Here is a 22,181-nt window from a genome sequence, read left to right on the forward strand (position 1 = left end):
TCCCTAAAATATAAATATTATGTACTATTAATTATATAGTACACCATTTTGAAAACTTTTTCTATATAAAAAAAAAATTTTATAGCTATTTAATGTATATTTTTTGTATTATAATGTAACTTATTTTTTTAAATTAGTATGTAATTATTATTTTTACACAATTTTCCAAAAATTAAGTTTGCATCCTTACTTTTTATTGATATTTTAACGTTTTTAAAGTATTTTTTTTATATTTATTTTATTTTTAATTTACTTTTTTATATTATTGATAAAATAAAAAGCCCTCTTACGAGGACTTTACTAATTATGACATACTATTTATTTTTTAGACATATAATTCCAGTTAAACCAGGTCCTGCATGAGATCCTACACAAGTTCCGATTTGGAAATATAATATATCTTTTGGGTTAAATTGTTCTCTAACTACTTCCGTCAATCTTTCTCTTTCTTTAAAATCATCACTATATCCTATGCAAATAACTTGATTTGTTAAATCTGTTCCACAATTTTCTTTTATTAATTCAATCATTTTAGATATTACATTCTTCTTGCCTCTAACTTGACATACAGGAGCAACTAACCCATCTCTCATATCTAATATCGGCTTTATATTTAATATACTACCTATTGCAGCCTTAGTAGAAGATATTCTTCCACCTTTTTGTAAATACTCTAATGTATCTACCGAGAATAAAACATATGTCTTTTCTCTTAGTATTTTAACTGCTTCTAATATTTCATCTATATCTTTACCTTCTTGAGCAAGTTTAGCTGCTTCAACAACTAATATACCTATAACATAAGAAAATGCTAATGAGTCATATGTATAAATCTCTCCATCTATATCATTTTTAGCCATGACAGCACTTTGATATGTTCCTGTTGCTACCGATGATCCTGCTATGTAAAGTATTTTTCTACCCTCATTAACGTATCTTTCAAATGTTTCTTTAAATTGAGCATATGTTGCTTGCGATGTTTTTGGATATGCATTTTGTTCTCTAAGTGTTTTATAAAATTCATCATTCGATATATCTACACCATCTTTGTATTCTTTTCCGTCTAATATTACAGTTAACGGTACAACTTCTATATCATATTTTTCTATTAACTCTTTGGGTATATCCGATAAACTATCGCAAATTACTTTTATATTTTTCATTTTAATTACCCCCTCCTAAACTCTCTTAGATTGATTAGGATTATCTCATATTAGGATAACCTAATTGTCTTAATGCCTCGTACACTACTATCGCAACTGAGTTTGATAAGTTTAGTGATCTTGCCTTTTCTACATTTATCATTGGTATTCTCATACAAGTCTCTAAATTTGATTTAATCAAATCTTCTGGCAATCCTTTTGTTTCTTTACCAAATACTACAAATGAATTTTCAACAAATTCCATATCAGAATGTGATTGATTAACTTTTGTTGTTGAGAAGAAAAACTTTCCTTCTGGATTTTTTTCAACAACTTCTTCAAAGCTATCATAGTACTGTATATTTGCTAAATCCCAGTAATCTAATCCGCTTCTTTTTAAATATTTATCTTCTAAAGAAAAACCTAATGGTCTAACTAAATGCAATGTTGTACCTGTTGCAGCACATGTTCTTATTATATTTCCAGTATTTTGAGGTATCTCAGGTTCTACTAATACTACGTTTAATGACATATAAAATCCTCCTTTTTTACGATTATTAAATTTACATTATGTATTTATAAATTTAAATTACTATATATATTTTTTTAAACTTGATATTTCTCAAATATAATTATAACAGAAAATTTCTTTATCTCAATGATTGCTTTATTAAGTTATTTTTATGAATATTAAATATTAAAATCTCCCATTTAAAATTTAAATGGGAGATTTTAATATTTAGATAACTTCACCATTAAGGTTATTATTTTGTATTTTTTTCTTAGTTCCATATATAACTATCTTGTCCATAGGAGGGTAATAGTTTTCCTTTATAAGTTCTTTAACTACATCTCCATTTCCTTTATATATTCTAAAGGTATTTACCGTATATCCTTTTCGACCTTTTTGATAAATACTTTGTTGACCTTCATATAATTTATCACTTTGTTGACATTTTATTTTATATGGTAAAGATTTTACAATCTCAGTAATTATTTCTATATCTTTTTTATTTGTTTCATTTCCATAAATAGTTGATACAATTTTATTGTCATATACTTTGTGAATAATAAATATAGGAGTTTCAAAATTATTTTTAAATTTTAAATCAATATCACCTGTTGATATAGTTGCATCTCTTCCTTTTGATATATATGAACTTGGTATACTATGATTTTTAACATTTGTTATCTCAAGTCCTGCATAAAGCGCTGCATTATATAAAGTAGAAGATACTTGACATAAACCACCACCAGAACCTTCTTTTAATTTTCCATTTATAATTACAGGCGCTTTTTTAAATTGCCCTTTTATATCTGGAGACTGTATATAAGAATTAAATGAAAATTCTTCAGTTGGATTTAGTATAATATTGCTTGTGGCTTTAGCTCCTACTCTTATATTATTAACTCTATTGTATATATTAGGATTAAAATATGTTTCATAAGTCCCAAGTACTGAATTTATTTTACATATATCATCATATAAATATTTAGGTTTTATGGTAACTGTAGGAATTTCTTCTTTTTCATAATCCATCTTGTTTATTTTACTAATTATTATCCTTTTAAATTTACCTGTATCTAATCCTATCCCATAAGTTTCTTTTTCATAAACTAAATTTTCATCTTCTAATCTTATACTTGCATTAATAGGCGAAATTCTTATACCTTTTTCAATTTTTTCTATAAAAGATTGCATTTTTTCATTATTATATGATTTATTCAAATTTATATTTACAGCCTCACCCAACTCTAAATTAACTTTAGTTTTTATATTAGATATTACATTTTTATCTCTGCCTATATTATAGGCTTCTTGAACACAATCTCTTACATTATAATTAACTTCTATATCACTTATATTTAAAACAAATTTATTATCTCCATTAGAAAATACAATTTGATTATGTTCTTTAATAAAATTTTCTATCTTATTTTGAGCTTCTTGTCTAGTTAATTCAGAAACATCTATATTTTCTATATATATATTTTTGTAAATTTTTTCTTCATTATTTTTAGCCTGTGCTACGTTTATACTTCCTAAAAAAAAGATTACTACTGCTGTTAATACTGTTATTATTTTAAGTCGTTTCACATCAGTCATTCCCTTCTTTATAATAACTACAATCATTTTTTATAGGACAAATTTCACATTCTGGTTTTCTTGCTTTACAAATCCTCCTTCCGTGAAAGATTAAAAGATGATGAGAATGGGACCATCTTTTTTTAGGTATAACTTCCATAAGTTCAAACTCTGTTTTCTCTGGAGTCTGAGTTTGAACCAATCCAATCCTATTTGCTACTCTAAACACATGTGTATCAACTGCCATAGCCGCTTGGCTAAAAGCATTACTTAAAACAACATTTGCTGTTTTTCTTCCTACTCCTGGCAGTTCAACTAATTCTTCTAGAGTATTTGGAACTTGTCCATCATATAGCTCACATATCATTTCAGATGTAGCTTTTATCTTTTGTGATTTACTTTTATATAAACCACAACTTTTTATTTCTTCACTTATCTCCTCAATACTTAGTTTTGAAAATTCTTTAGCTGTATTATGTTTTTTAAATAATACTTCTGTTACTTTATTAACTCTGACATCTGTACATTGAGCAGATAGTATTGTTGCTATTAATAATTCAAAAGGAGTTGTATAATTCAACTCGCACTTAGCATCTGGATAAGTTTCTTCTAATACATCCAATATTTTATTAACATCCTTCATTTAAAAATCTCCCCTTTTTATTTAATTACTTATTAATATATTATTTATCATCTTCAGCAATATATAACAAATTAGTCTACTATTATATATGTAAGTTTTTCACATAAGCACTTACATTTACCTTATACTAAAAATTATACTATTTATTTTTAAAATTTAAAAAGAAAGCAAAACTTTCTAAGTAATGCTTTCTTTTCATTTATTCCCATTTAATTTTTTATAAGAACATTATTTTGATTCATTTTTTATTTTGCTAAACTCTCTGAGCTTATCAACTGTTAGTTTCTTAATATAATCGAAACTCATATCTGTTAATATTTCCAGTGCTTGTTCTACCCTTTCTACTTGATATATTTTAAATATTCCTTTTTCTATAGCCTCATTTAATTCATCTGATAATACTAAATTTCTGCTATTATTTTTAGGTATTATAACCCCTTGATTTCCAATCAAACCTTTTCTCTTACATGTAGAATAGAATCCTTCCACCTTTTCAGCGATACCTCCAACTACTTGTATATCTCCTTTTTGATTCATAGATCCAGTTACCGCAATATTTTGCTTCAATGGTATTTTACTTAATGATGAAATTAGTGCATATAATTCAGCTCCTGTTGCACTATCGCCATCAATACCACCATAGTTTTGCTCAAAACAAATATATGCATTTATAGATAACGGAAATTCTTGAGCAAAGTTCTCAGCTAAATATCCACCTAATATAAGTACTCCTTTATTGTGTATTGGTCCGCTCATATTTACTTCTCTTTCAATGTTTACTATTCCCTTGTTTCCAGGGCTAGTTGTTACAGTTATCCTAGAAGGTCTTCCAAATGAGTATTCTCCCATATTAAGAACTGATAATCCATTTATAACACCTATTTTTTTACCTTCTGTTTCCATAAGCGTAAATCCATTTTCTAATGATTCATCCATTTTACTTTCTATTCTGCTGAGTCTTTTTCTTCTTTCATTTATAGCTATCTTAACGTCCTCTTTATCAACATATTCAACACCTCGAATTGTTGCATATGCATCTCCTTCTATGATAATTTCTAGTATCTTATTAAACTCTGTTGAAAGTTTACTATTATCACCAGACACCCTAGTACTAAATTTTATAACTTCTTGCACTGCATCGTAAGTAAAATGTTTTAGTTTATTTTTATTACATTGCAATGCTATAAATCTAGTTATACCATCTTTATTAGTATCATTTTTATCCATCTCATTGTCAAAATCAACGAATATTTTGAAATACTTACTAAAATCTGCATCATAGTTATAAAGTAAATTATACATATAATTATTTCCTATTAATACAACTTTCATATCTATAGGTATGCTTTCGGGTTTTATAGAAGTTTGAGTATCTACTCCTATTTTTCTTGACTGTATAGTTCTTTTTAACATATCCCAAGATAGTCCATATCTCAATAATTGATCTGTATATAATACTAGATATCCTCCGTTAGCTTTATGGACAGCACCTGGAATCAATTTCGTAAAATCTGTTTTTACTCCACCATTATAATAGTCATACTCTGCCTTACCAAATAAATTCGATGGACTAGGATTCATTTCTACTATCACAGGAGCAGAAGAGCTTTTTTTATCACTTCCATTATCAACAAATAAATTTACTTTATATTTTGTAAAGTGTTCTTTATCATATTTATCTTTTAATTCTTCTTCATCCATATAAAATAAGTACACATACTCTAAAATATCTTTTCTCATATTAACTAAGTATTTTTTTACCTTATCATACCCTTTATATTTTTCAGTTAAAAGTTCTATATGCGGGTCTATTACAAATTTAGCTACCTCTTCTTCTAAGTCTAGTAATGCTTCTTTTGCAGCATCCTCTAAGTCCCTTATTTTATATACAACTTGAATTGCCATATTTTCTAATTCTCTTTTAACTTTATAAAATTCTTCATCTGCTTTTTTTTCTTCTTCATCACTTTTTTCTTTTTCTTTTTCTTCTTCTTCTTTTTCATCTTTTATAGGTATAAATACCATACCAACTTTACTATTTTTTAATTTAAAACCTTTTTCTTCTCCATATTTTTTAATTTTTTTAAGAAGTGTATCTTTCTCTATCTCATACTCTTCTATTAATTGGTTTTTACCTATTTCAAAATCTTCACTTTCAAATGCATCTACTAATTCATCTAATAACGTTTCTATAAGCTTTTCTATATCTTTTTTGAATACTTTCCCAAGTCCTTTTTCAAGTCCTATAGCAACAGGTTCTCTAGGGTGCTCAAAGTTATATACATAACACCAATCTTTATGATTATCTTTTTGTGATGCATATTTATCCAATGCTTTCATAGCATATGTTGTTTTCCCCGTTCCAGATTCACCAGCTATATATATATTGTAAGCAGGGTTATTTATTTTTAACCCTATCTCCATAGCATCAATTGCTCTTTTTTGACCTAATATACTTTCTAGAGGTTCTATTTCGGATGTATTATTATATGTTAGCATAAACCCTCCCCCTTCTTTTCTTTTATACATTCTATGTATTATAGCTTGTAAATGTTGAGTTAATTTTAATATTTATTAGAAGTCTAAAAATTATATTTTTATTGCATAAAAAAAGAGCATCTTTTATTAAGATTGCTCTAAGTCATTTACTATTTCTAAATTTCTTTTAATTAAATTTTTACCTCTCCAACTAAAAGCCCTATCACCATATGTTCGCTTAAACTCTTTATTAGACATTGAATTTATATTTTCATACTCTAAGTTATATATTAAGTCTTTCATGAAACCTTCAATATCACTTTTAGAAATATTTTTGTTATGAGGGCATACATCTTGACATATATCACATCCAAAAACTTTACCGTTATTTTTTATTGTTTCCTTTTCCTCATCTGATAAATACTCTTTCTTTTGAGTTAAATAAGATATACATCTTTTAGGATTCATCTCATAATTTCCTAAAAGAGCATTTCCCGGACAATATTTTACACAAGCACCACAATTTATACATGTTTTTGGTAGTGGTTCATCTGGATAAAACTCATAATTATTTATAATATATCCTATAAACACATAAGAACCATATTCATCGGTTATTATGTTATTATTTATTCCAAAGTATCCAACTCCTGAAATTTGAGCTAAATGTCTATCAACTAACGGGCCATTGTCTACAAAAATTTTATATTCAAAACCTTTTATCTTTTCTTCTAAACAATTACAAATTTTTTGAAGAAATTCTTTTGCTATTATATGGTAATCTTTACCCCTGCAATATTTCGATAAATTAGAATCGATATCGTCTCCTACGTAATATGGAAAAGCGCATACTATTATTGATTTTGCATTTTCCATAGTTAACTTAGGATTTATTCTTTTTTCTAAGATAGGCTCTTCCATCCCTGTAGTATGTCCATTAGACAATCTATGTTTTATTATTTTTTCTAAAGTATCATAAGGACCTACTCCTGCTATTCCTACACATTTTAATCCTAGTGATGCACAAAATTCTTTTAATTCTTTTTTATTCATAGAATATCCTTTCATTAATTTATTATTAGTCTTATAATAACTAAAGTATAAGGATGGTGATAATTTGATAAAATTAACAATCCCAGGTAGACCTATAAGTAAATCTAATTTTAAACTTCACAATGTTCATGGTCAAGCATGGATGCCATCAAAAGGTAAACATTCTAAGTACCTTGCATATGAAAACATGATTGCAGGTTTCATAAATCAACAGTATCAAGGTGAAACTATAGAGGAAGAATTAATTACCGTATTAAAACTATATTTTCCAAATAAGCGTATGGGTGATTTACACAACTACCCTAAAAGTATTTGTGATGGAATCGAAAAAAGTGGTATCATAAAAAATGATAAACAACTTAAGCCAGTGCTTTTATTTGACTTTATAGATAAAGAAAACCCACGTGTTGAAATAGAACTTTATCCTGCATCTAAGTTTGATATTTCTTATAAAATTATAGAAAAATAGATATTTTATTACTTAATTAATTAGTCTACTACATTTTATATAGTTTATAATAATGAAAGAGAACTTAAATTCACAAAATAAGCACTTTAGTAAATTTAAGTTCTCTTTATTATTCTCTATTTTAAAATTTATAAACGTATATTATCCTAGTTTATTAACAACATCCTTTAGCATATCTCTTATAGGTAAGTCGTATGGACATTTTGTTTCACAAAGTCCACAGTTTACACATTCACTTGCTTTACCATTTGTAGCTTCATATCTTTGTATTGCCCAATCCTTTAAATTATATCTAGTATAATATCCTTCTAGTAAAAAATTGGCTGGAATATTTACTCCTACTGGACATGGAAGACAATATTCACACCTTCTACAGAATCTACTTCCTAGACTTTTTCTTATTTCTTCGATTTTTTCATTATCGTCTTGTGTTAATTCCAGATTTTTAAGCACATTTGTATTTTGTCTAACTTGTTCAACACTGTCCATTCCAGGTATAGCTACATCTATATAGTTTTTAGATAATATATATTTTATAGCTAGTGTTGCATCATCAAGTGCACCTCCAGCTAAAGGTTTCATTACAATTATTCCAATTCCTTTTTCATTAGCCTTTTTAAATACATCATCAGCTTGGTCTTCTACTATATTATATGGAAATTGTATTGTTTCAAATTTACCATCTTCAACTACCGTCTCCATAGTTTCTAAGCTATGACTTGTAATTCCAATATGCTTTATCTTCCCTTGTGATTTAGCTTCTAACAAAGCTCTATATGCCTTATCTTCATTAAATATATCTTCATATTCTTCACTTTTAAGATTATGTATTTGATACAAGTCAATATAATTAGTCTTAAGGTTTTTTAAACTTATCTCAATGTCATTTTTCATAGATTCATAGTCTCTAGACATACTTTTTGTAGCAATAAAAAACTTTTCTCTTCTACCCTCTAATGAATTACCTATATATTCCTCACTTATAGTATATCCTCTTGCTGTATCTATAAAATTTATTCCCTGTTTTTCTAATTCATCAATTACATCATTAGTATCTTTTTGAGATATTCTCTGTATAGGTATTCCTCCAAATCCTACCCTTTTTATTTTCATACTTGTAGTTCCTAACAACCTCATGCTCTTACCCACCTAACTATGTAAAATATTATATTACTTACCCTCTAGTATATCTTTTATCATTTTTATTTCTTTTTTGTGACCTTCATCCTCTAATGGAGTTTCTAAAAAAAATGGCAAGTGACTTAATCTTGGATTAGTCATAAAATCCATTATAGCATCTAAGCCTATTTTACCTTCTCCTATTACTTCATGTCTATCCTTTTTGTCCCCAAATGGCATCATGCTATCATTTAAATGTACTGCTTTTAATTTTTCTAGTCCTATAATATTATCAAACTCATCTAGTACTTTATCTAATTCATTTACAATATCATATCCAGCCGAAAAAACATGACATGTATCTAAGCAAACACCTAATTTTTCACTATGAGTAACTTTATCCATAATTTGCTTTATCTGTTCAAACCTAAACCCAATTTCTGTTCCTTTACCAGACATAGTTTCTAAAAGTATTGTTATTTTTTCATCACCTGTTATAGCTTCATTTAAAGCATTTGATATTTTTTCTATACCAGATTCCTCCCCTGAACCTACATGACTTCCTGGATGAAAACACATATATTCTATACCTAAGTAATCCATCCTCTCAATATCTTCTTTTATTACTTTTCTCCCAAATTCATATACATCTTCTTTAGCAGCAGCCAAGTTCATAGTATATGGTGCATGAGCTAATAGTGGGCCAAAATTCTGATCTTTTCTTATTTTTTGAAACTTAGCTATATCCTTTTCATCAAATACCTTAGCATTTCCTCCCCTCGGATTTCTACTAAAAAATTGAAATGTATTTGCACCTATTTCTACTGCGATTTCCGCTGCCTTACCATAACCTTTTGCTATAGATATATGTGGTCCTATTACTAACATATAAATCCTCCTTATTGTCATTCACTAATTGCTATTATAATATTTTATATTTTAAGTATACCCAAAAAAATAAGTATCAACAAATGTTGATACTTATTATATATTAAATGATTCGCTTTCTGATATAGGTATTGTTAGCAATGCTATATCAAACATTTCATCCATTTCAGTATTATCTCTCGACTTTAGAATTTCATCTAACTTCAATTTTATTGCATTATTTAACTCATTTATTTCACTTTGAGTTAAACCTACATTATTATATTCAATTACACTTTTATCTAAAAGTCGTTCTTCCTCTGCTGCATTATAGAATAGCTCGCTCATATTCTCAAACTTCGATATACTAAGCTCTTTTTGCTCTTCTTCTGTATGCAAAGAAAAATTAAGTACTTTTTTCCCTACAACTATATTTTTAGCTTTCGGGTAATAATATTTTTCTACTATACCTGATTTTATTTTTTCTTCTACCAATTCTAAAATTCCTACTTTATATAACGTTTTTATATGATAGTTTATTTTAGCATGAGGCTCATCCAGTAATTGCGATAATTGTTTAGCTGATAAAGGCGCTTTATCAAACGTTTTTAAAATATCGATTCTACGAGGATGTGCAATAGCTTTTATACATTCCAGGTCCCTTAAAACAAGTACTTCTTTCATTCCCCCCACCCCTATAAAAAAATTATTTTATTTTTAATTTAATTATATAGTAAGTGTTAACAGTTGTCAAAAAATTCTATAATTTAAAAAATATTTAAATTCATCTTTTGCGATAAGTCTTGTAAAACTTTTACCCCTGCTATACTATTTCCTTTTTTATCTAGTGCCGGTCCATAAACACCTATCCCCATTTTATTTGGAACAGATGCCATTATTCCCCCTCCAACACCTGATTTTGCAGGAATTCCAACCTTTATAGCAAACTCTCCTGATGCATCATACATACCACAAGTAATCATAAAAGTCTTTACCATTCTTGATACGCTTTCACTGATTATTCTTTCACCATTTGCTATATCAACACCATAAGATGCAAGATTTACTCCTATTCTCGCCAAATCTACTGCATCAATTTCAATTGAACATTGTTTGAAATACAACTCCAGTACTTCCTCTACATCTCCATCTATAAATCCATCGTTCTTAAGAAGATACGCCATAGCTCTATTTCTATCTCCGGTCATTTTTTCAGATTTATATACTTCATAGTTTATACCTATGTTTTCATTTCTTGCCATTCTTCTAAAGAATTTTAACATTCTTTTTTCTTTTTCCTCTAACGTTGATCCCTTTATTAAAGATGTTGTTACTATAGCTCCCGCATTAATCATAGGATTACATGGTTTTTTCGTATCATTTGTTTCTAGTTTCATTATAGAGTTAAATGGGTCACCACTCGGTTCCATACCTACCTTTGAAAAAACATATTGCCATTCATTATCCATAAGTGCCATTGCAAGTACTATTGTTTTAGATACACTCTGTATCGTAAACTTTGTATCACAACTACCTGCCTTATACACATTATTATCCTTATCTATTATGCATATACCTAAGTCATCACGCTTAGCTTTTTTTAATTCTGGTATATAGCTTGCAACCTGACCATAATTTGTATATTTTCTATTTGAATCTAGTACTTCTTGAATAATTTTTTCCATATTTACCTCCTTATTTAGTTTTATTTCGAAATATTATTTATATATATAATACAGAAAGTCCTGACATTCTGTCAATATCAGGACTTTTCTATAAAATCAATCTACTATTTTACTACCACCTATAAATTCTCTAAGTATTGATGTTGAAGGTATATCTGATGTATCTTTCAATTCTATAAAATATTGAAGGAATTTCAATAGTCTATTAGCTTCTATATATGATGGATTTGACCTATCTATTTCTTCTAGTAATGGTTTTGCGTATTTTTTTAAGATAGCAAGCTCATATACACAAGCTGAATTAAAGATTACATCTGCTTCTTCTTGATAAGGAAATATATTTTTCTTTTCTCCTCTTCTAACAGAATCCCATTGCATTATAGTTTTTTCTGCGCTATATCCTCTAAAATTATAATCTCTTACCATTCTTCTTATTAATCTTAAATCCGTTGTTGGTATTCTATTATGATCATCTAAATTTATTTGAGTTAAAGCACTTATATAAATTTTAAATTTATCTTCATCTGGTATTGCTGATGTTAACATTGGATTTAATCCATGTATACCTTCTAATATTATAGGCTGATTTTCATCTATCTTTAATTTTTTACCTGTTTCTTCTCTTATTCCTAACTTAAAGTTAAACTTTGGAAGACTTATTTCTTTTCCATCTAATAAATCTTTTAGATCTTTATTAAATCTTTCTAAGTCTATAGCATATATAGATTCAAAGTCAAAATTTCCAAATTCATCTAAAGGAGTATCCTCTCTATTAACAAAATAATCATCTAAAGATATAGATACCGGCTTTAAACTGTTAACTCTAAGATGTATTGATAATCTATGTGCAAAACTAGTTTTACCTGATGAAGATGGAGCAGCTATTAAAATAACTCTTTTTTCTTGATCTTTTATCATATCAGCAATTTGAGAAAGTTTTTTTTCATGTAACGCTTCAACAGTTCTTATTACTTCTGAATAGTCATTGCTCTCTATTATTTTATTTAGTGTTGTTACTTTATCCACACCTATTAATTTTGACCATAATTCAGCTTCTTGATAAACACTTGCCAACTTTGGTTGTGGCTTAAATTCTACCGGTTTTGTTTTATCATTTTCACTTGGACCTAACACTATGATTCCTTTTTGATAAAGTTTTAAATCAAAAGTTTTTATATATCCAGTAGAAGGTAGCATGTATCCATAAAAATGATCTATATAATTATTGCACTTATATATTTTTACATCATCATATTCCTTATATTTTAATAATTGTGCTTTTTCATACATTCCGTAACTTTCAAAAATTTGTATACCTTCTTCTCTATTAGTTGATATTTTTTCTATTTTATAGTCATTATTTATTATTGACATCATTTTCTCTTTTATAGCTTCAACATCTTTTTCTTCTAATTCTCTGTCTAAATGAACTTCACAATATAATCCATTAGATAAAGAATGTTCTATCACTACTCTACTATCTTTGTAAAGTTCATTACATGCCATTATAAAAACAAATGAAACGGTTCTTGAGTATACTCTTAAACCATCTGCACTAGATGTGTCTAAAAATTTAACTTCACAATCATTATCTACACTATAACTTAGCTCTCTTAATTTATTATTTATATCCGCTAAAGCTATATATCCCTTATAATCATCTTCTATGTTTTTGGCTATATCTTCTAAAACTATCCCTGAACATCCTTTTGGTATTTGATATTGCCTTTCTTCCCCATTTATTTTAATATTAACATTCCTCATATTATTTCTCCTTTCTCCTATATATAGGAAAAAGAGGTTTTTATGCCTCTTTTACAATAGTTTCTAATATTTTTATACTTTCTTCAATGTACTCATATCCAATTTCTAATACTAAAAATTCAGGTTTATCTTTTACAACTTTTCTTATATCTTCTATTGATAGTATTCCTTTTCCTATGCCAATATGTATATCGTCTATACCATCATTGTCGCTTAAATGAACTAATCTTATTTTATCCTTAAGCTTCCTTAAATACTCACCTGAATTTATTAAGTTATGACCTGTATCATAACAAAAACCTAATCTTTCATTTTTTATCTTATTAAATATATATTCAAAATCATAATCCATGTTACCTATATTAGAAAAATCACCTTGTTTTGAATATACATTCTCTATAAATATATTTTCTTTTATAATTCCAGTTATTTCACTCAAAAATTTACTACTAATTTCTAAGTATTTTTCTCTGTTTTTTTTCAATCTATTAGACATAGCATATCCAAGATGAAGATTAAAGTAACTTATTTCTAATAAATTTAGTTCTTGTTTTATTTCTAATATAAATGACTTCCAAGATTCTCTTATAAATTTAATATTTTCACAAGTATTTAATTCCATAGGTAAATGAATACCTACTGATAAATTTAAATCCTTAAATTTTGACTTGTATTTCATTAAATCTTTACATTCTTCTATATTATCAATTCCCACTTCTATATGTTTTATATCTTTTATTCTTTCACATATGTTTAATGCTTCATCTAAATTAAATAATAATGCTGAAATTCCTATTTTCATATAATACCTCTAATCAACAGTTCCTATATGGTCAAATGGGAATAATCTTATCATAACTTTTCCCATTATATCTTTCTCATTAACTAATCCTACATCTTCATATCTACTATCTAAGCTTTTTTCTCTGTTATCTCCCATAGCAAATAATTTATCTTTAGGTATAACCATGTCTATATTTCCATCTGTATAGTTATTATGAATATATGGTTCATCCACTAGTTTATCATTAACATAAACCTTTGAATCTTCTATTTTAATATGATCCCCTTCAACAGCAATAACTCTTTTAACTAAGTCTTTAGGATTTCCATCTTCTTGTAATAACTCTGTACTAAATACTATTATATCTCCTTGCTTTGGCTCACCTATTTTGTATGCCATCCTATTAATTATTAAATAGTCATTTTCCTCTAATGTAGGATACATTGATTCCCCTCTTACTAATGTGGGTCTCACAAATTGAGTTATTATAAAGGCAAACACAAGAGCTGTAATAATTATCTTCATCCACTCTATCGCTTCTTTCTTTATTTTTTCATTCATCCACACCATCTCCTCTAAAACTAAGCTTACTCTATCTAATGGTTACTATAGCTCCCTATCATGTGTATAGCCATTTCATTGATATTATCATACTTATTCATTTTTATGCCCAAATCCAAAAGTTCACATGCTTTTACTAAATCTTGTACAACTTCCATTGGATTTCCATAGATTCGTTCGATATCTTCACTACTAACACCTTTAAATCCATGACCAACCGGACTTTCATTTCTAAGCTTAATTAAATTTTCAAGCCTTTCTCCATTTAGTATCTCTAATACTTTATCCATTCTTTTAGTTTTTTTCACGTGTCTATTTGTATATTGAGTTACCCCATGGATTAAATTTCCATTATATATATTATACTTCTTTTTCAAAGTATATAGTATATTTTTCTTAGACAACATATACCCATGCATCGACACTTTATACCCTTTAGATTCTTTCGTGCTTACGAAGATATACTTAAATAAAGCTTCTTTCAATCTGTATAATCGTCCTAAAAAATCTATATATTCTTCATTCACAATTTGAATCTTTATATTTTCTATTAATTCAGATAGCATGTCCTCAGGTTCTCCCTTTATTAAGTTGTCTAAATTACTCATTAATTTTTGAACTTCTCTTCTGCTTTGCATCTCTTCACTCATATTTTTTATACTTGATAATGCTTTTTTGAAATCAAAATTTACGGCATATTTAGATGACTCCATTAATAAATATAAATCTCCTTCTATGATTCCTGCTTCATCTAATATATCTAGTACTGCATCGTAATCATATCTTTGCAAAAACTTAGATATGACATACTCCTGACTTTTATCTAATGAGCCCATTATATACCTCCTCTATTTTAACTATAATAAATCCTTAAAACTTCCTTTCTTTATTATTAAACTAGATTATATCTAAATATACATTTTCCCCAACTTTATATATTTCAATTCTAAATTTATTTATATAAAAAATTTTAATAGTATTATTAAATAAACTTCATAAAAAAAGAGCTATCTTTTAAGATAGCTCTTTTTTTAATATGTTATTCTCAATCCCTTTGGATAATGATTTTTTAAAACTCCATTAGATTCTTTTCCCCAACCTAAAGGAACACCTTCTACAGATACTAAAACCCAACCTCTACTTTTTCCTGTGTTTAGAGTATTCCCTCTTAAATATGCTAAAACTTGATTATTATCTATTTTTAAATTCTCAACATGTTTTACATCATCTATATTTAAATAATGGGAAAGTGCATGAGATGGTTCAAATCTATTTTTCTTCAATGTACCTAAGTGCAATCCATATCTTAAAACCTTAAGCTTTTTTGTATCAGGAGATTCTTGCGGTATTAAATATAAGTTTTCTCCTCTTATATCAAATTTATTATCCATAGATACATTTAAAAATTTCTTTTCAAAGTATTTATAATCTTTAATTTCTTTTTCTAATTTTTTTATTTTAATTTGTTTAGCACTACAATCTTCATCTTCTAACTTTTGAATTTTAGCTACAAAGTGACCTTCGCCTTCTACTTTATGTGGCCATAGTCTTTCTGTTTTTATTAATTTAGCATTAGGATGCTCTTCAATAAATTCATTTATTACTGTTTCATTTTCTTCTGTAGCAAATGTACATGTTGAATAAACTAATATTCCTCCATTTGTTAACATGTCATATCCATCTCTAATTATTTCTCTTTGTATAGATTGACATTCCAGAACCTTTGCGTAACTCCAGTCTTTAATTGCTATTTCATCTTTTCTAAACATCCCTTGTCCAGAACAAGGCGCATCTATTACTATTTTATCAAAATATCCTGTAAATATTTTTCTTAGATTTTTAGAATCAGTATTAGTTATTATACAGTTTTTAGCCCCAAATCGCTCTAAATTCTCACCTAACGCTCTAATTCTAGTAGGATTTATTTCATTTGAAACTAATAATCCTGTATCGTTTAGTTTCGAAAGTATATATGTAGATTTTCCACCTGGTGCTGCACACATATCTAATACTTTATCATTTTCATTTATTTCTAACTTAGGCACAACACTCATTGCAGATGGCTCTTGTAAATAATATGCACCAGCTTCATGCAATGCATTCTTTCCTGGCCTATCTACCGTTTCATCATAATAAAATCCTTCATTTGCCCAAGTAATTTGTTTTAGTTTAAATAAATCTAAATTTAATATTTCTTCTTTACTCATCTTTAAAGTATTAACCCTTAAACCTGTAGTCTTAGGTTTTTTATAACTATTTATAAAATCCTCATACTCATCTTTAAGTATTTCCTTCATGTCATCTAAAAATTTTTGAGGTAATGTGTTCAATTCTTCTCGTTCCTTTCTTTATGCTTTTTCTTTCTAAAAAATCTTTTTTTAGAGTTTCTTGTATAATTATCTAATTTATCTAAATTTATTTTCCATAAAAATACGATATAAGCTATAAACAATATAATAGACCATCTATATTCTATCATCAATATAAAATCAAAAACTCCATGTAATAATATGGGAACTATCAACGACAATAATAAGTATTTTCTTTTTTTACTTTTACTTCCACTATATTTGTATTTAGATATGTAATATCCCATAGTTATTGCAAACATCATATGTGCAGGTATTGATATTACAGCTCTAACCATTCCTAATTGAATTGCTGTGCTTGAATCTTCATACATTAAATAAACAATATTCTCAATAGTAGCAAATCCTAAAGATAAAAATATTGAATATATTATTCCATCTAATTTTTCGTTAAAATGTTTCTCTTTTAATAAATTTGGTGTTAAGGCTATCCATTTTACACCTTCTTCAACAACACCAGCAACTATAAAGGATATGTATATTAAGTTTAAATACCCTGTAAACACATTAAATTTTAGTAATATAAATTCTAACATTATAGCTATAATACTTATAAAAACTCCTAATACAAAAAATCGTCCTAGCACCATTATTGGCTCTTTATCATATTTATCTTTTAAATATATCCATAGTATAACTCCTATTGTCGGAGCAATAGCTAATGCTAATAGTTCAAATTTCATTTAAACACATCCCTTATTTATATTTTCATATATATTATTTCCAATTCCCTTAACAAAATAAGAACTATCTTCATACTATAATATACAGGATATTATCAATGTCTCTAAAGAAAGGGTGATTATATGCAAGATGGTTTTCTAACGGTAAGTGTTTTAGATAATCTTACTAATAGACCTATTGAAGGTGCTACTGTAAATATCTACTCAACTCCAGAATCAGGGGAGCGTTCATCCATTGTATATCAAAATTTAACAACAAATTCATCTGGTCAAGTCACTGGTCTGAAATTAGATGCTCCGGACATTATTTATTCTCAACAACCTTCTGATGTAAGACCATATAGTCAATATACAGTTGAAGTACAAATAGATGGATATGAGACAGTACTTGTTGACGGAACTCAAGTTTTTGCAACTGTAGAATCTAGACAGAATGTTCCTCTTCTATCTAAAGAAAGATGTAGAAGTTCTTATTCTAGACAAAATGAAGAAGTTTATAATATAGGAGATAATACACTATACGGAACTTATCCTCCTAAAATACCAGAAAGTGATTTAAAACCATTGCCACCGCCAACAGGATTTGTAGTTTTAGATAATCCAGTTGTACCAGAATTTATAGTAGTTCATGATGGTCTTCCTGAAAATAATTCAGCTCAAAACTATTGGATTCCATTCAAAGAATACATTAAGAATGTTGCATCGTCTGAGATATATTCAACTTGGCCTGAGCAAACTATTTATTCTAACGTAATAGCAATTGTTTCATTTACTTTAAATAGAGTATTTACTGAATGGTATAGGAATAAAGGATATAGTTTCACGATAACATCTACTACAGCTTATGATCATAAATTTATATATAATAGAAATCTATTTGATACTATAAATGTTGTTGTTGATGATATATTCAATACTTTTATCAAACGACCTCCTACATCTAGACAGCCATTACTTGCTCAATATTGTGATGGTAAAAAATCTCAATGCCCTAACCAAATGACACAATGGGGTAGCAAAGATTTGGGAGATCAAGGAAAAGACTATGAAGCTATACTTAGATATTTTTATGGTGATGAAATAGTCTTTGAAAAAGCACCTGTTGTTAGTGGTGTTCCTGTATCATTCCCTGGTGAAACTCTTCAAGTTGGTTATAGTGGAAAATATGTTAAAACTATACAAAACCAGCTAAATGCAATATCCAAATCTTACCCAGCCATACCTAAAGTTAAAGAAGACGGTATTTATGGAGAATCTACTGCTGAATCGGTAAAAACATTCCAACAAATTTTTGGATTACCTCAATCTGGGGTTGTTGATTTTAAAACTTGGTACGAAATATCTAGAGTATATGTTGCAGTTACCAAAATAGCATCTTTAAATCCAACTATATAGCAAATACACCCTATAAGTACTTATAGGGTGTATTTTTATTTAAATATATTAACATACTGATCTTTTAATATATGATTTATAACATTTGAATTTATAAAAAATTCAGGCTGACCTGCTGCGTAAGGTGCTATTTCATATAAATCAAAATAAATAACTATATTATCATCTTGTATATAAAATTTATTATTTGGCTTTATACCTTCAAATTGATATACATCTTTATATTCTTTATCATTTTTTATAATACTTTCTATTTGCTTCCTAATTTCTGAATCAATTACTTTTTTGTATCCAGAGTTTTGTTTAAATAAGTCATTTAATTGCAATAACTTTCCGTTTATCATGTCTAGATTATATGAAACATCTTCATAATAACCATGAGCTCCACCGCTATACTTATAATATCTAACGATTATACTAAGTACATTATCACTATTTTTCTTTACTTCATAATTTACATTTGCTACAAATTTTTCATCTTTACTTGGTATTTTACCTAAATATTCTTTTGCTTCTTGTTGAGCTTGATTATAAAAATTCATTATATCATTTCTTATTTTATCATTTATATACTTTTCTATATCCTTATTAGAAGTTATGATTATAGGTATATTTATTATACTATTTATATAGTCTGTATTTTTCGTAAGTGTTTGTGTGTCTACATTAGCAACGATTCTATTTGTCCCCACTGTCCTTATCTTATTTTTAAATATTTCAATAGGTACTTTAAATTCATATATTTCATTGGTTTTACTAGATCGATAAGGATTAAAATATATTATTATACCTCCATCAGATATTATATAATTTGTATTTTTATTTATCTTTATTTTACTCTTATCTACCTTTAGATTATGCTTTTTAATATAATCATAAATATATTTGCTCAAAACCTCTTGATAGTCTTTATTATCTTTTAAGAAATGGTCTAAATATATTCTTTGTCCTGTTTTTAAATCAAATATATAACTTTCCTTTTCTAATCTAAAATCTTTTTTTCCAACATTAGTATTTTTATAAATAATAACATTTAATAAGTTGCCATCTTCAAATGCCACACCATAGTTTATTGATACATCTATATTTTCCTTAGAATCTTTTAATTCCATATTTTGTCTTTGTGTATTAATAAACTCATTTATATTCTTTCTTATATAAGAATTTATATATCTTTGAACTTCTTCATCCTGACAGTGAATCTCTGGCATTTTTATACTTATAGATAATTTTCTATCATCTATCTTTATCTTCTCTTCTGTTATTTTTACTGTCCTCAACCCTTGAGATATATTAGCTTGAATTATATCTTTAATTTTTAAATTACTACTTGAACTTATTGATATTATTAAAAATGCTAAAGCTATTGTAAGTATTATATATCCTATATTTTTTGTGCTTTTCATAGTCAATTCCTCCAAAATATAATTCAATTATTATTCTTAGGAAAAGTAGCTTTTTTATTCTCAATAAAATATTTTTAATTATAAAAATTATCTTTGCTTAAGCTACTACGTGGCCGCTGGACTTTATGTCGACAACGACTTCATTAGTTGCAAAAATATATTTTCATGCTAGCCACAATCTCTTACATTTCTAAGTTACAGTAATTATCGACAGATTTTAAAACGTAAAAATTCGTTTCGCTTATAATAACCTTAAGTATAAAAAAAGCTATAGGAAAAACCCTACAGCTTTATAATATGATTATTTCAATTTTATTATCTAACTTTAGTTAATTTAACTACGGTTTCAGTATGAGGTGTATTAGGGAACATATCCATACACTTAACTTTATCAACTTCATATCCGTAGTTTCTAAATTCGACTAAATCAAGAACTAATGTCTTAGGATTACAAGATATATAAATTATTTCCTTAGATCTAAACTTAGATATATCTCTTACTGCATCCTTGTGTATACCTGGTCTTGGTGGATCCACTATTATTAGATCTGGTTTATGCTTTAAGTTCTTAACAGTTTTAGCAACATCTCCAGCTATAAATTCGCAATTAGTTAATCCATTTAATTTAGCATTTTGATTTGCAGCTACTACAGCTTCTTCTATTATTTCTATACCATAAACCTTTTTAGCAGCTCCTGCCATAACTTGACCTATAGTACCAGTTCCACTATATAAGTCAAATACTACCTTATCTTCATGGTCTCCAACAAACTCTCTAGCTATAGTATATAACTTTTCTGCACCTTTAGTATTTGTTTGGAAGAACGAGAATGGAGATATTTTAAATTTAAGTCCTAATATTTCTTCTTGTATATAATCTCTTCCATGTAACACTCTTAATTCATCACAATTAACAGCATCCGCAAGTCCATCATTTATAGTATGTAATATACTAACTATTTCTGATTCTGTCTCAAGATTTAATAACATATTTTTGTATTCTGTCATATCAAAATCAACTTGAGAAGATGTAACTATATTTACCATAAGTTCTTTAGTATTAACGCCTTTTCTAACTACAAGGTTTCTTAAATATCCCTTGTGATTTATTCCTCTATAATAAGGAAGTTGTTTTTCATTGAAATATTCTACTGTTGAAGTTAATACTTTTATAAAGTCTTGATCTACTAATACGCATCCGTCAACTGTTACTATATCTATATGCCTTCCTTTTTTGTGCATACCTAATGTTAATGGTCCATCTTTCATTTCATCTCCAAAAGTATATTCCATTTTATTTCTGTATAATTTAGTTTCAGGACTTCCTTCTATTCCCATAAATTCAAATCCAAATAAATCTTGCTTTAAGAATAAATCCATAACTTGTTTTTCTTTTATTTCAAGCTGAGTTTCATAAGGAATAGATAATATGCTGCATCCTCCACATTGGTTAAAATGAGGACAAGTCTCTTCTGTTTCCATTGGTGATTTTTCTAGTAGCTCTACCATTTTAACATCAGCTTTTCCACTTCTAGTTTTTTTTACTGCTGCCTTTATTTTTTGTCCAGTTATTCCACCTTTCATATGTATCTCTCTATTTCCTAACATACTTACTGATGTTCCACCAAACTCCATTTTATCTACTTCAAATTCTATAATGTCTTTTTTCTTCACTAA

General features: G+C 27.5%; 20 protein-coding genes. 2 read left to right on the forward strand and 18 right to left on the reverse strand.

Annotated features, from left to right (window positions below; translation table 11 throughout):
• Window positions 1-314: 314 nt before the first annotated feature.
• From NWE74_RS09835 to queG, 6 genes are all read right to left on the reverse strand, one after another.
• Window positions 315-1,163 carry a DegV family protein gene (locus NWE74_RS09835; RefSeq protein WP_258243010.1) on the reverse strand — a complete coding sequence of 283 codons (849 nt, stop codon included), beginning with the start codon at window positions 1,161-1,163 and terminating at the stop codon, window positions 315-317.
• Window positions 1,164-1,203: 40 nt separating this feature from the next.
• On the reverse strand, window positions 1,204-1,674 hold the full coding sequence (gene trmL, locus NWE74_RS09840) for a tRNA (uridine(34)/cytosine(34)/5-carboxymethylaminomethyluridine(34)-2'-O)-methyltransferase TrmL (RefSeq protein WP_258243011.1): 471 nt from the start codon (window positions 1,672-1,674) through the stop codon (window positions 1,204-1,206).
• A gap of 207 nt (window positions 1,675-1,881) precedes the next feature.
• Window positions 1,882-3,240: a VanW family protein gene (locus NWE74_RS09845; protein ID WP_258243012.1), complete on the reverse strand. Its 1,359-nt coding sequence runs from the start codon at window positions 3,238-3,240 to the stop codon at window positions 1,882-1,884.
• A gap of 1 nt (window position 3,241) precedes the next feature.
• Entirely contained in the window at window positions 3,242-3,871 is a 630-nt protein-coding gene (gene nth, locus NWE74_RS09850; protein WP_258243013.1) for an endonuclease III, read from the reverse strand.
• A 228-nt stretch (window positions 3,872-4,099) separates the two neighbouring features.
• Complete coding sequence (locus NWE74_RS09855; RefSeq protein WP_258243014.1) at window positions 4,100-6,370, reverse strand: Lon protease family protein; 2,271 nt, start codon at window positions 6,368-6,370, stop codon at window positions 4,100-4,102.
• 126 nt (window positions 6,371-6,496) lie between these two features.
• Window positions 6,497-7,402: a tRNA epoxyqueuosine(34) reductase QueG gene (gene queG, locus NWE74_RS09860; protein ID WP_258243015.1), complete on the reverse strand. Its 906-nt coding sequence runs from the start codon at window positions 7,400-7,402 to the stop codon at window positions 6,497-6,499.
• Window positions 7,403-7,466: 64 nt separating this feature from the next.
• Here queG and NWE74_RS09865 point away from each other — a divergent pair, with 64 nt between their 5' ends.
• The gene (locus NWE74_RS09865; protein ID WP_258243016.1) at window positions 7,467-7,871 is read left to right on the forward strand and encodes a RusA family crossover junction endodeoxyribonuclease; all 405 of its coding nucleotides are present in this window, start codon (window positions 7,467-7,469) and stop codon (window positions 7,869-7,871) included.
• A 141-nt stretch (window positions 7,872-8,012) separates the two neighbouring features.
• On the opposite strand, the gene NWE74_RS09870 is transcribed toward NWE74_RS09865, so the two are convergent.
• The 10 genes from NWE74_RS09870 to NWE74_RS09915 all read right to left on the reverse strand — a co-directional run bounded on the left by NWE74_RS09870 (window position 8,013) and on the right by NWE74_RS09915 (window position 17,703).
• Window positions 8,013-9,008 (reverse strand): aldo/keto reductase, encoded by a 996-nt coding sequence (locus tag NWE74_RS09870; RefSeq protein ID WP_258243017.1) that lies wholly within the window; start codon window positions 9,006-9,008, stop codon window positions 8,013-8,015.
• 33 nt (window positions 9,009-9,041) lie between these two features.
• Window positions 9,042-9,878, reverse strand: a complete 837-nt coding sequence (locus NWE74_RS09875) for a deoxyribonuclease IV (RefSeq protein ID WP_258243018.1) — start codon at window positions 9,876-9,878, stop codon at window positions 9,042-9,044.
• Window positions 9,879-9,974: 96 nt separating this feature from the next.
• Window positions 9,975-10,541 carry an ArsR/SmtB family transcription factor gene (locus tag NWE74_RS09880; RefSeq protein WP_258243019.1) on the reverse strand — a complete coding sequence of 189 codons (567 nt, stop codon included), beginning with the start codon at window positions 10,539-10,541 and terminating at the stop codon, window positions 9,975-9,977.
• A gap of 83 nt (window positions 10,542-10,624) precedes the next feature.
• The gene (gene glsA, locus NWE74_RS09885; RefSeq protein WP_258243020.1) at window positions 10,625-11,542 is read right to left on the reverse strand and encodes a glutaminase A; all 918 of its coding nucleotides are present in this window, start codon (window positions 11,540-11,542) and stop codon (window positions 10,625-10,627) included.
• A 96-nt stretch (window positions 11,543-11,638) separates the two neighbouring features.
• Window positions 11,639-13,306 (reverse strand): nucleoside kinase, encoded by a 1,668-nt coding sequence (locus NWE74_RS09890; protein ID WP_258243021.1) that lies wholly within the window; start codon window positions 13,304-13,306, stop codon window positions 11,639-11,641.
• A 40-nt stretch (window positions 13,307-13,346) separates the two neighbouring features.
• On the reverse strand, window positions 13,347-14,108 hold the full coding sequence (locus NWE74_RS09895; protein ID WP_258243022.1) for a sugar phosphate isomerase/epimerase family protein: 762 nt from the start codon (window positions 14,106-14,108) through the stop codon (window positions 13,347-13,349).
• A gap of 9 nt (window positions 14,109-14,117) precedes the next feature.
• Window positions 14,118-14,651, reverse strand: coding sequence for a signal peptidase I (gene lepB, locus NWE74_RS09900; RefSeq protein ID WP_258243023.1), 534 nt, complete (start codon window positions 14,649-14,651; stop codon window positions 14,118-14,120).
• 35 nt (window positions 14,652-14,686) lie between these two features.
• Complete coding sequence (locus tag NWE74_RS09905; RefSeq protein ID WP_258243024.1) at window positions 14,687-15,487, reverse strand: hypothetical protein; 801 nt, start codon at window positions 15,485-15,487, stop codon at window positions 14,687-14,689.
• 195 nt (window positions 15,488-15,682) lie between these two features.
• Window positions 15,683-16,981, reverse strand: coding sequence for an RsmF rRNA methyltransferase first C-terminal domain-containing protein (locus NWE74_RS09910; protein ID WP_258243025.1), 1,299 nt, complete (start codon window positions 16,979-16,981; stop codon window positions 15,683-15,685).
• Entirely contained in the window at window positions 16,978-17,703 is a 726-nt protein-coding gene (locus tag NWE74_RS09915) for a PrsW family intramembrane metalloprotease (protein WP_258243026.1), read from the reverse strand. Before NWE74_RS09915 ends, NWE74_RS09910 begins: the two co-directional genes overlap by 4 nt.
• A 123-nt stretch (window positions 17,704-17,826) precedes the next feature.
• On the opposite strand from NWE74_RS09915, the gene sleC reads away from it, so the two are divergent.
• Entirely contained in the window at window positions 17,827-19,098 is a 1,272-nt protein-coding gene (gene sleC / locus NWE74_RS09920) for a spore cortex-lytic germination protein SleC (RefSeq protein WP_258243027.1), read from the forward strand.
• 35 nt (window positions 19,099-19,133) lie between these two features.
• Here sleC and NWE74_RS09925 read toward each other — a convergent pair whose 3' ends face one another.
• On the reverse strand, window positions 19,134-20,504 hold the full coding sequence (locus tag NWE74_RS09925; RefSeq protein ID WP_258243028.1) for a PdaC/SigV domain-containing protein: 1,371 nt from the start codon (window positions 20,502-20,504) through the stop codon (window positions 19,134-19,136).
• A 315-nt stretch (window positions 20,505-20,819) separates the two neighbouring features.
• The gene (gene rlmD, locus NWE74_RS09930) at window positions 20,820-22,178 is read right to left on the reverse strand and encodes a 23S rRNA (uracil(1939)-C(5))-methyltransferase RlmD (protein ID WP_258243029.1); all 1,359 of its coding nucleotides are present in this window, start codon (window positions 22,176-22,178) and stop codon (window positions 20,820-20,822) included.
• Window positions 22,179-22,181 lie beyond the last annotated feature (3 nt).

The organism is Romboutsia lituseburensis, from assembly GCF_024723825.1.
Taxonomy (GTDB): domain Bacteria; phylum Bacillota; class Clostridia; order Peptostreptococcales; family Peptostreptococcaceae; genus Romboutsia_F; species Romboutsia_F lituseburensis_A.

What these genes read in the sequence shown, in the direction of transcription:
- NWE74_RS09855 (WP_258243014.1), bottom strand. Translation starts at nt 6,370, where the DNA reads ATGCTAACATATAATAATACATCCGAAATAGAACCTCTAGAAAGTATA.
- NWE74_RS09925 (WP_258243028.1), bottom strand. Translation starts at nt 20,504, where the DNA reads ATGAAAAGCACAAAAAATATAGGATATATAATACTTACAATAGCTTTA.
- NWE74_RS09835 (WP_258243010.1), bottom strand. Translation starts at nt 1,163, where the DNA reads ATGAAAAATATAAAAGTAATTTGCGATAGTTTATCGGATATACCCAAA.
- NWE74_RS09890 (WP_258243021.1), bottom strand. Translation starts at nt 13,306, where the DNA reads ATGAGGAATGTTAATATTAAAATAAATGGGGAAGAAAGGCAATATCAA.
- NWE74_RS09870 (WP_258243017.1), bottom strand. Translation starts at nt 9,008, where the DNA reads ATGAGGTTGTTAGGAACTACAAGTATGAAAATAAAAAGGGTAGGATTT.
- NWE74_RS09875 (WP_258243018.1), bottom strand. Translation starts at nt 9,878, where the DNA reads ATGTTAGTAATAGGACCACATATATCTATAGCAAAAGGTTATGGTAAG.
- glsA (WP_258243020.1), bottom strand. Translation starts at nt 11,542, where the DNA reads ATGGAAAAAATTATTCAAGAAGTACTAGATTCAAATAGAAAATATACA.
- NWE74_RS09905 (WP_258243024.1), bottom strand. Translation starts at nt 15,487, where the DNA reads ATGGGCTCATTAGATAAAAGTCAGGAGTATGTCATATCTAAGTTTTTG.
- queG (WP_258243015.1), bottom strand. Translation starts at nt 7,402, where the DNA reads ATGAATAAAAAAGAATTAAAAGAATTTTGTGCATCACTAGGATTAAAA.
- lepB (WP_258243023.1), bottom strand. Translation starts at nt 14,651, where the DNA reads ATGAATGAAAAAATAAAGAAAGAAGCGATAGAGTGGATGAAGATAATT.
- sleC (WP_258243027.1), top strand. Translation starts at nt 17,827, where the DNA reads ATGCAAGATGGTTTTCTAACGGTAAGTGTTTTAGATAATCTTACTAAT.
- NWE74_RS09880 (WP_258243019.1), bottom strand. Translation starts at nt 10,541, where the DNA reads ATGAAAGAAGTACTTGTTTTAAGGGACCTGGAATGTATAAAAGCTATT.
- nth (WP_258243013.1), bottom strand. Translation starts at nt 3,871, where the DNA reads ATGAAGGATGTTAATAAAATATTGGATGTATTAGAAGAAACTTATCCA.
- NWE74_RS09915 (WP_258243026.1), bottom strand. Translation starts at nt 17,703, where the DNA reads ATGAAATTTGAACTATTAGCATTAGCTATTGCTCCGACAATAGGAGTT.
- trmL (WP_258243011.1), bottom strand. Translation starts at nt 1,674, where the DNA reads ATGTCATTAAACGTAGTATTAGTAGAACCTGAGATACCTCAAAATACT.
- NWE74_RS09895 (WP_258243022.1), bottom strand. Translation starts at nt 14,108, where the DNA reads ATGAAAATAGGAATTTCAGCATTATTATTTAATTTAGATGAAGCATTA.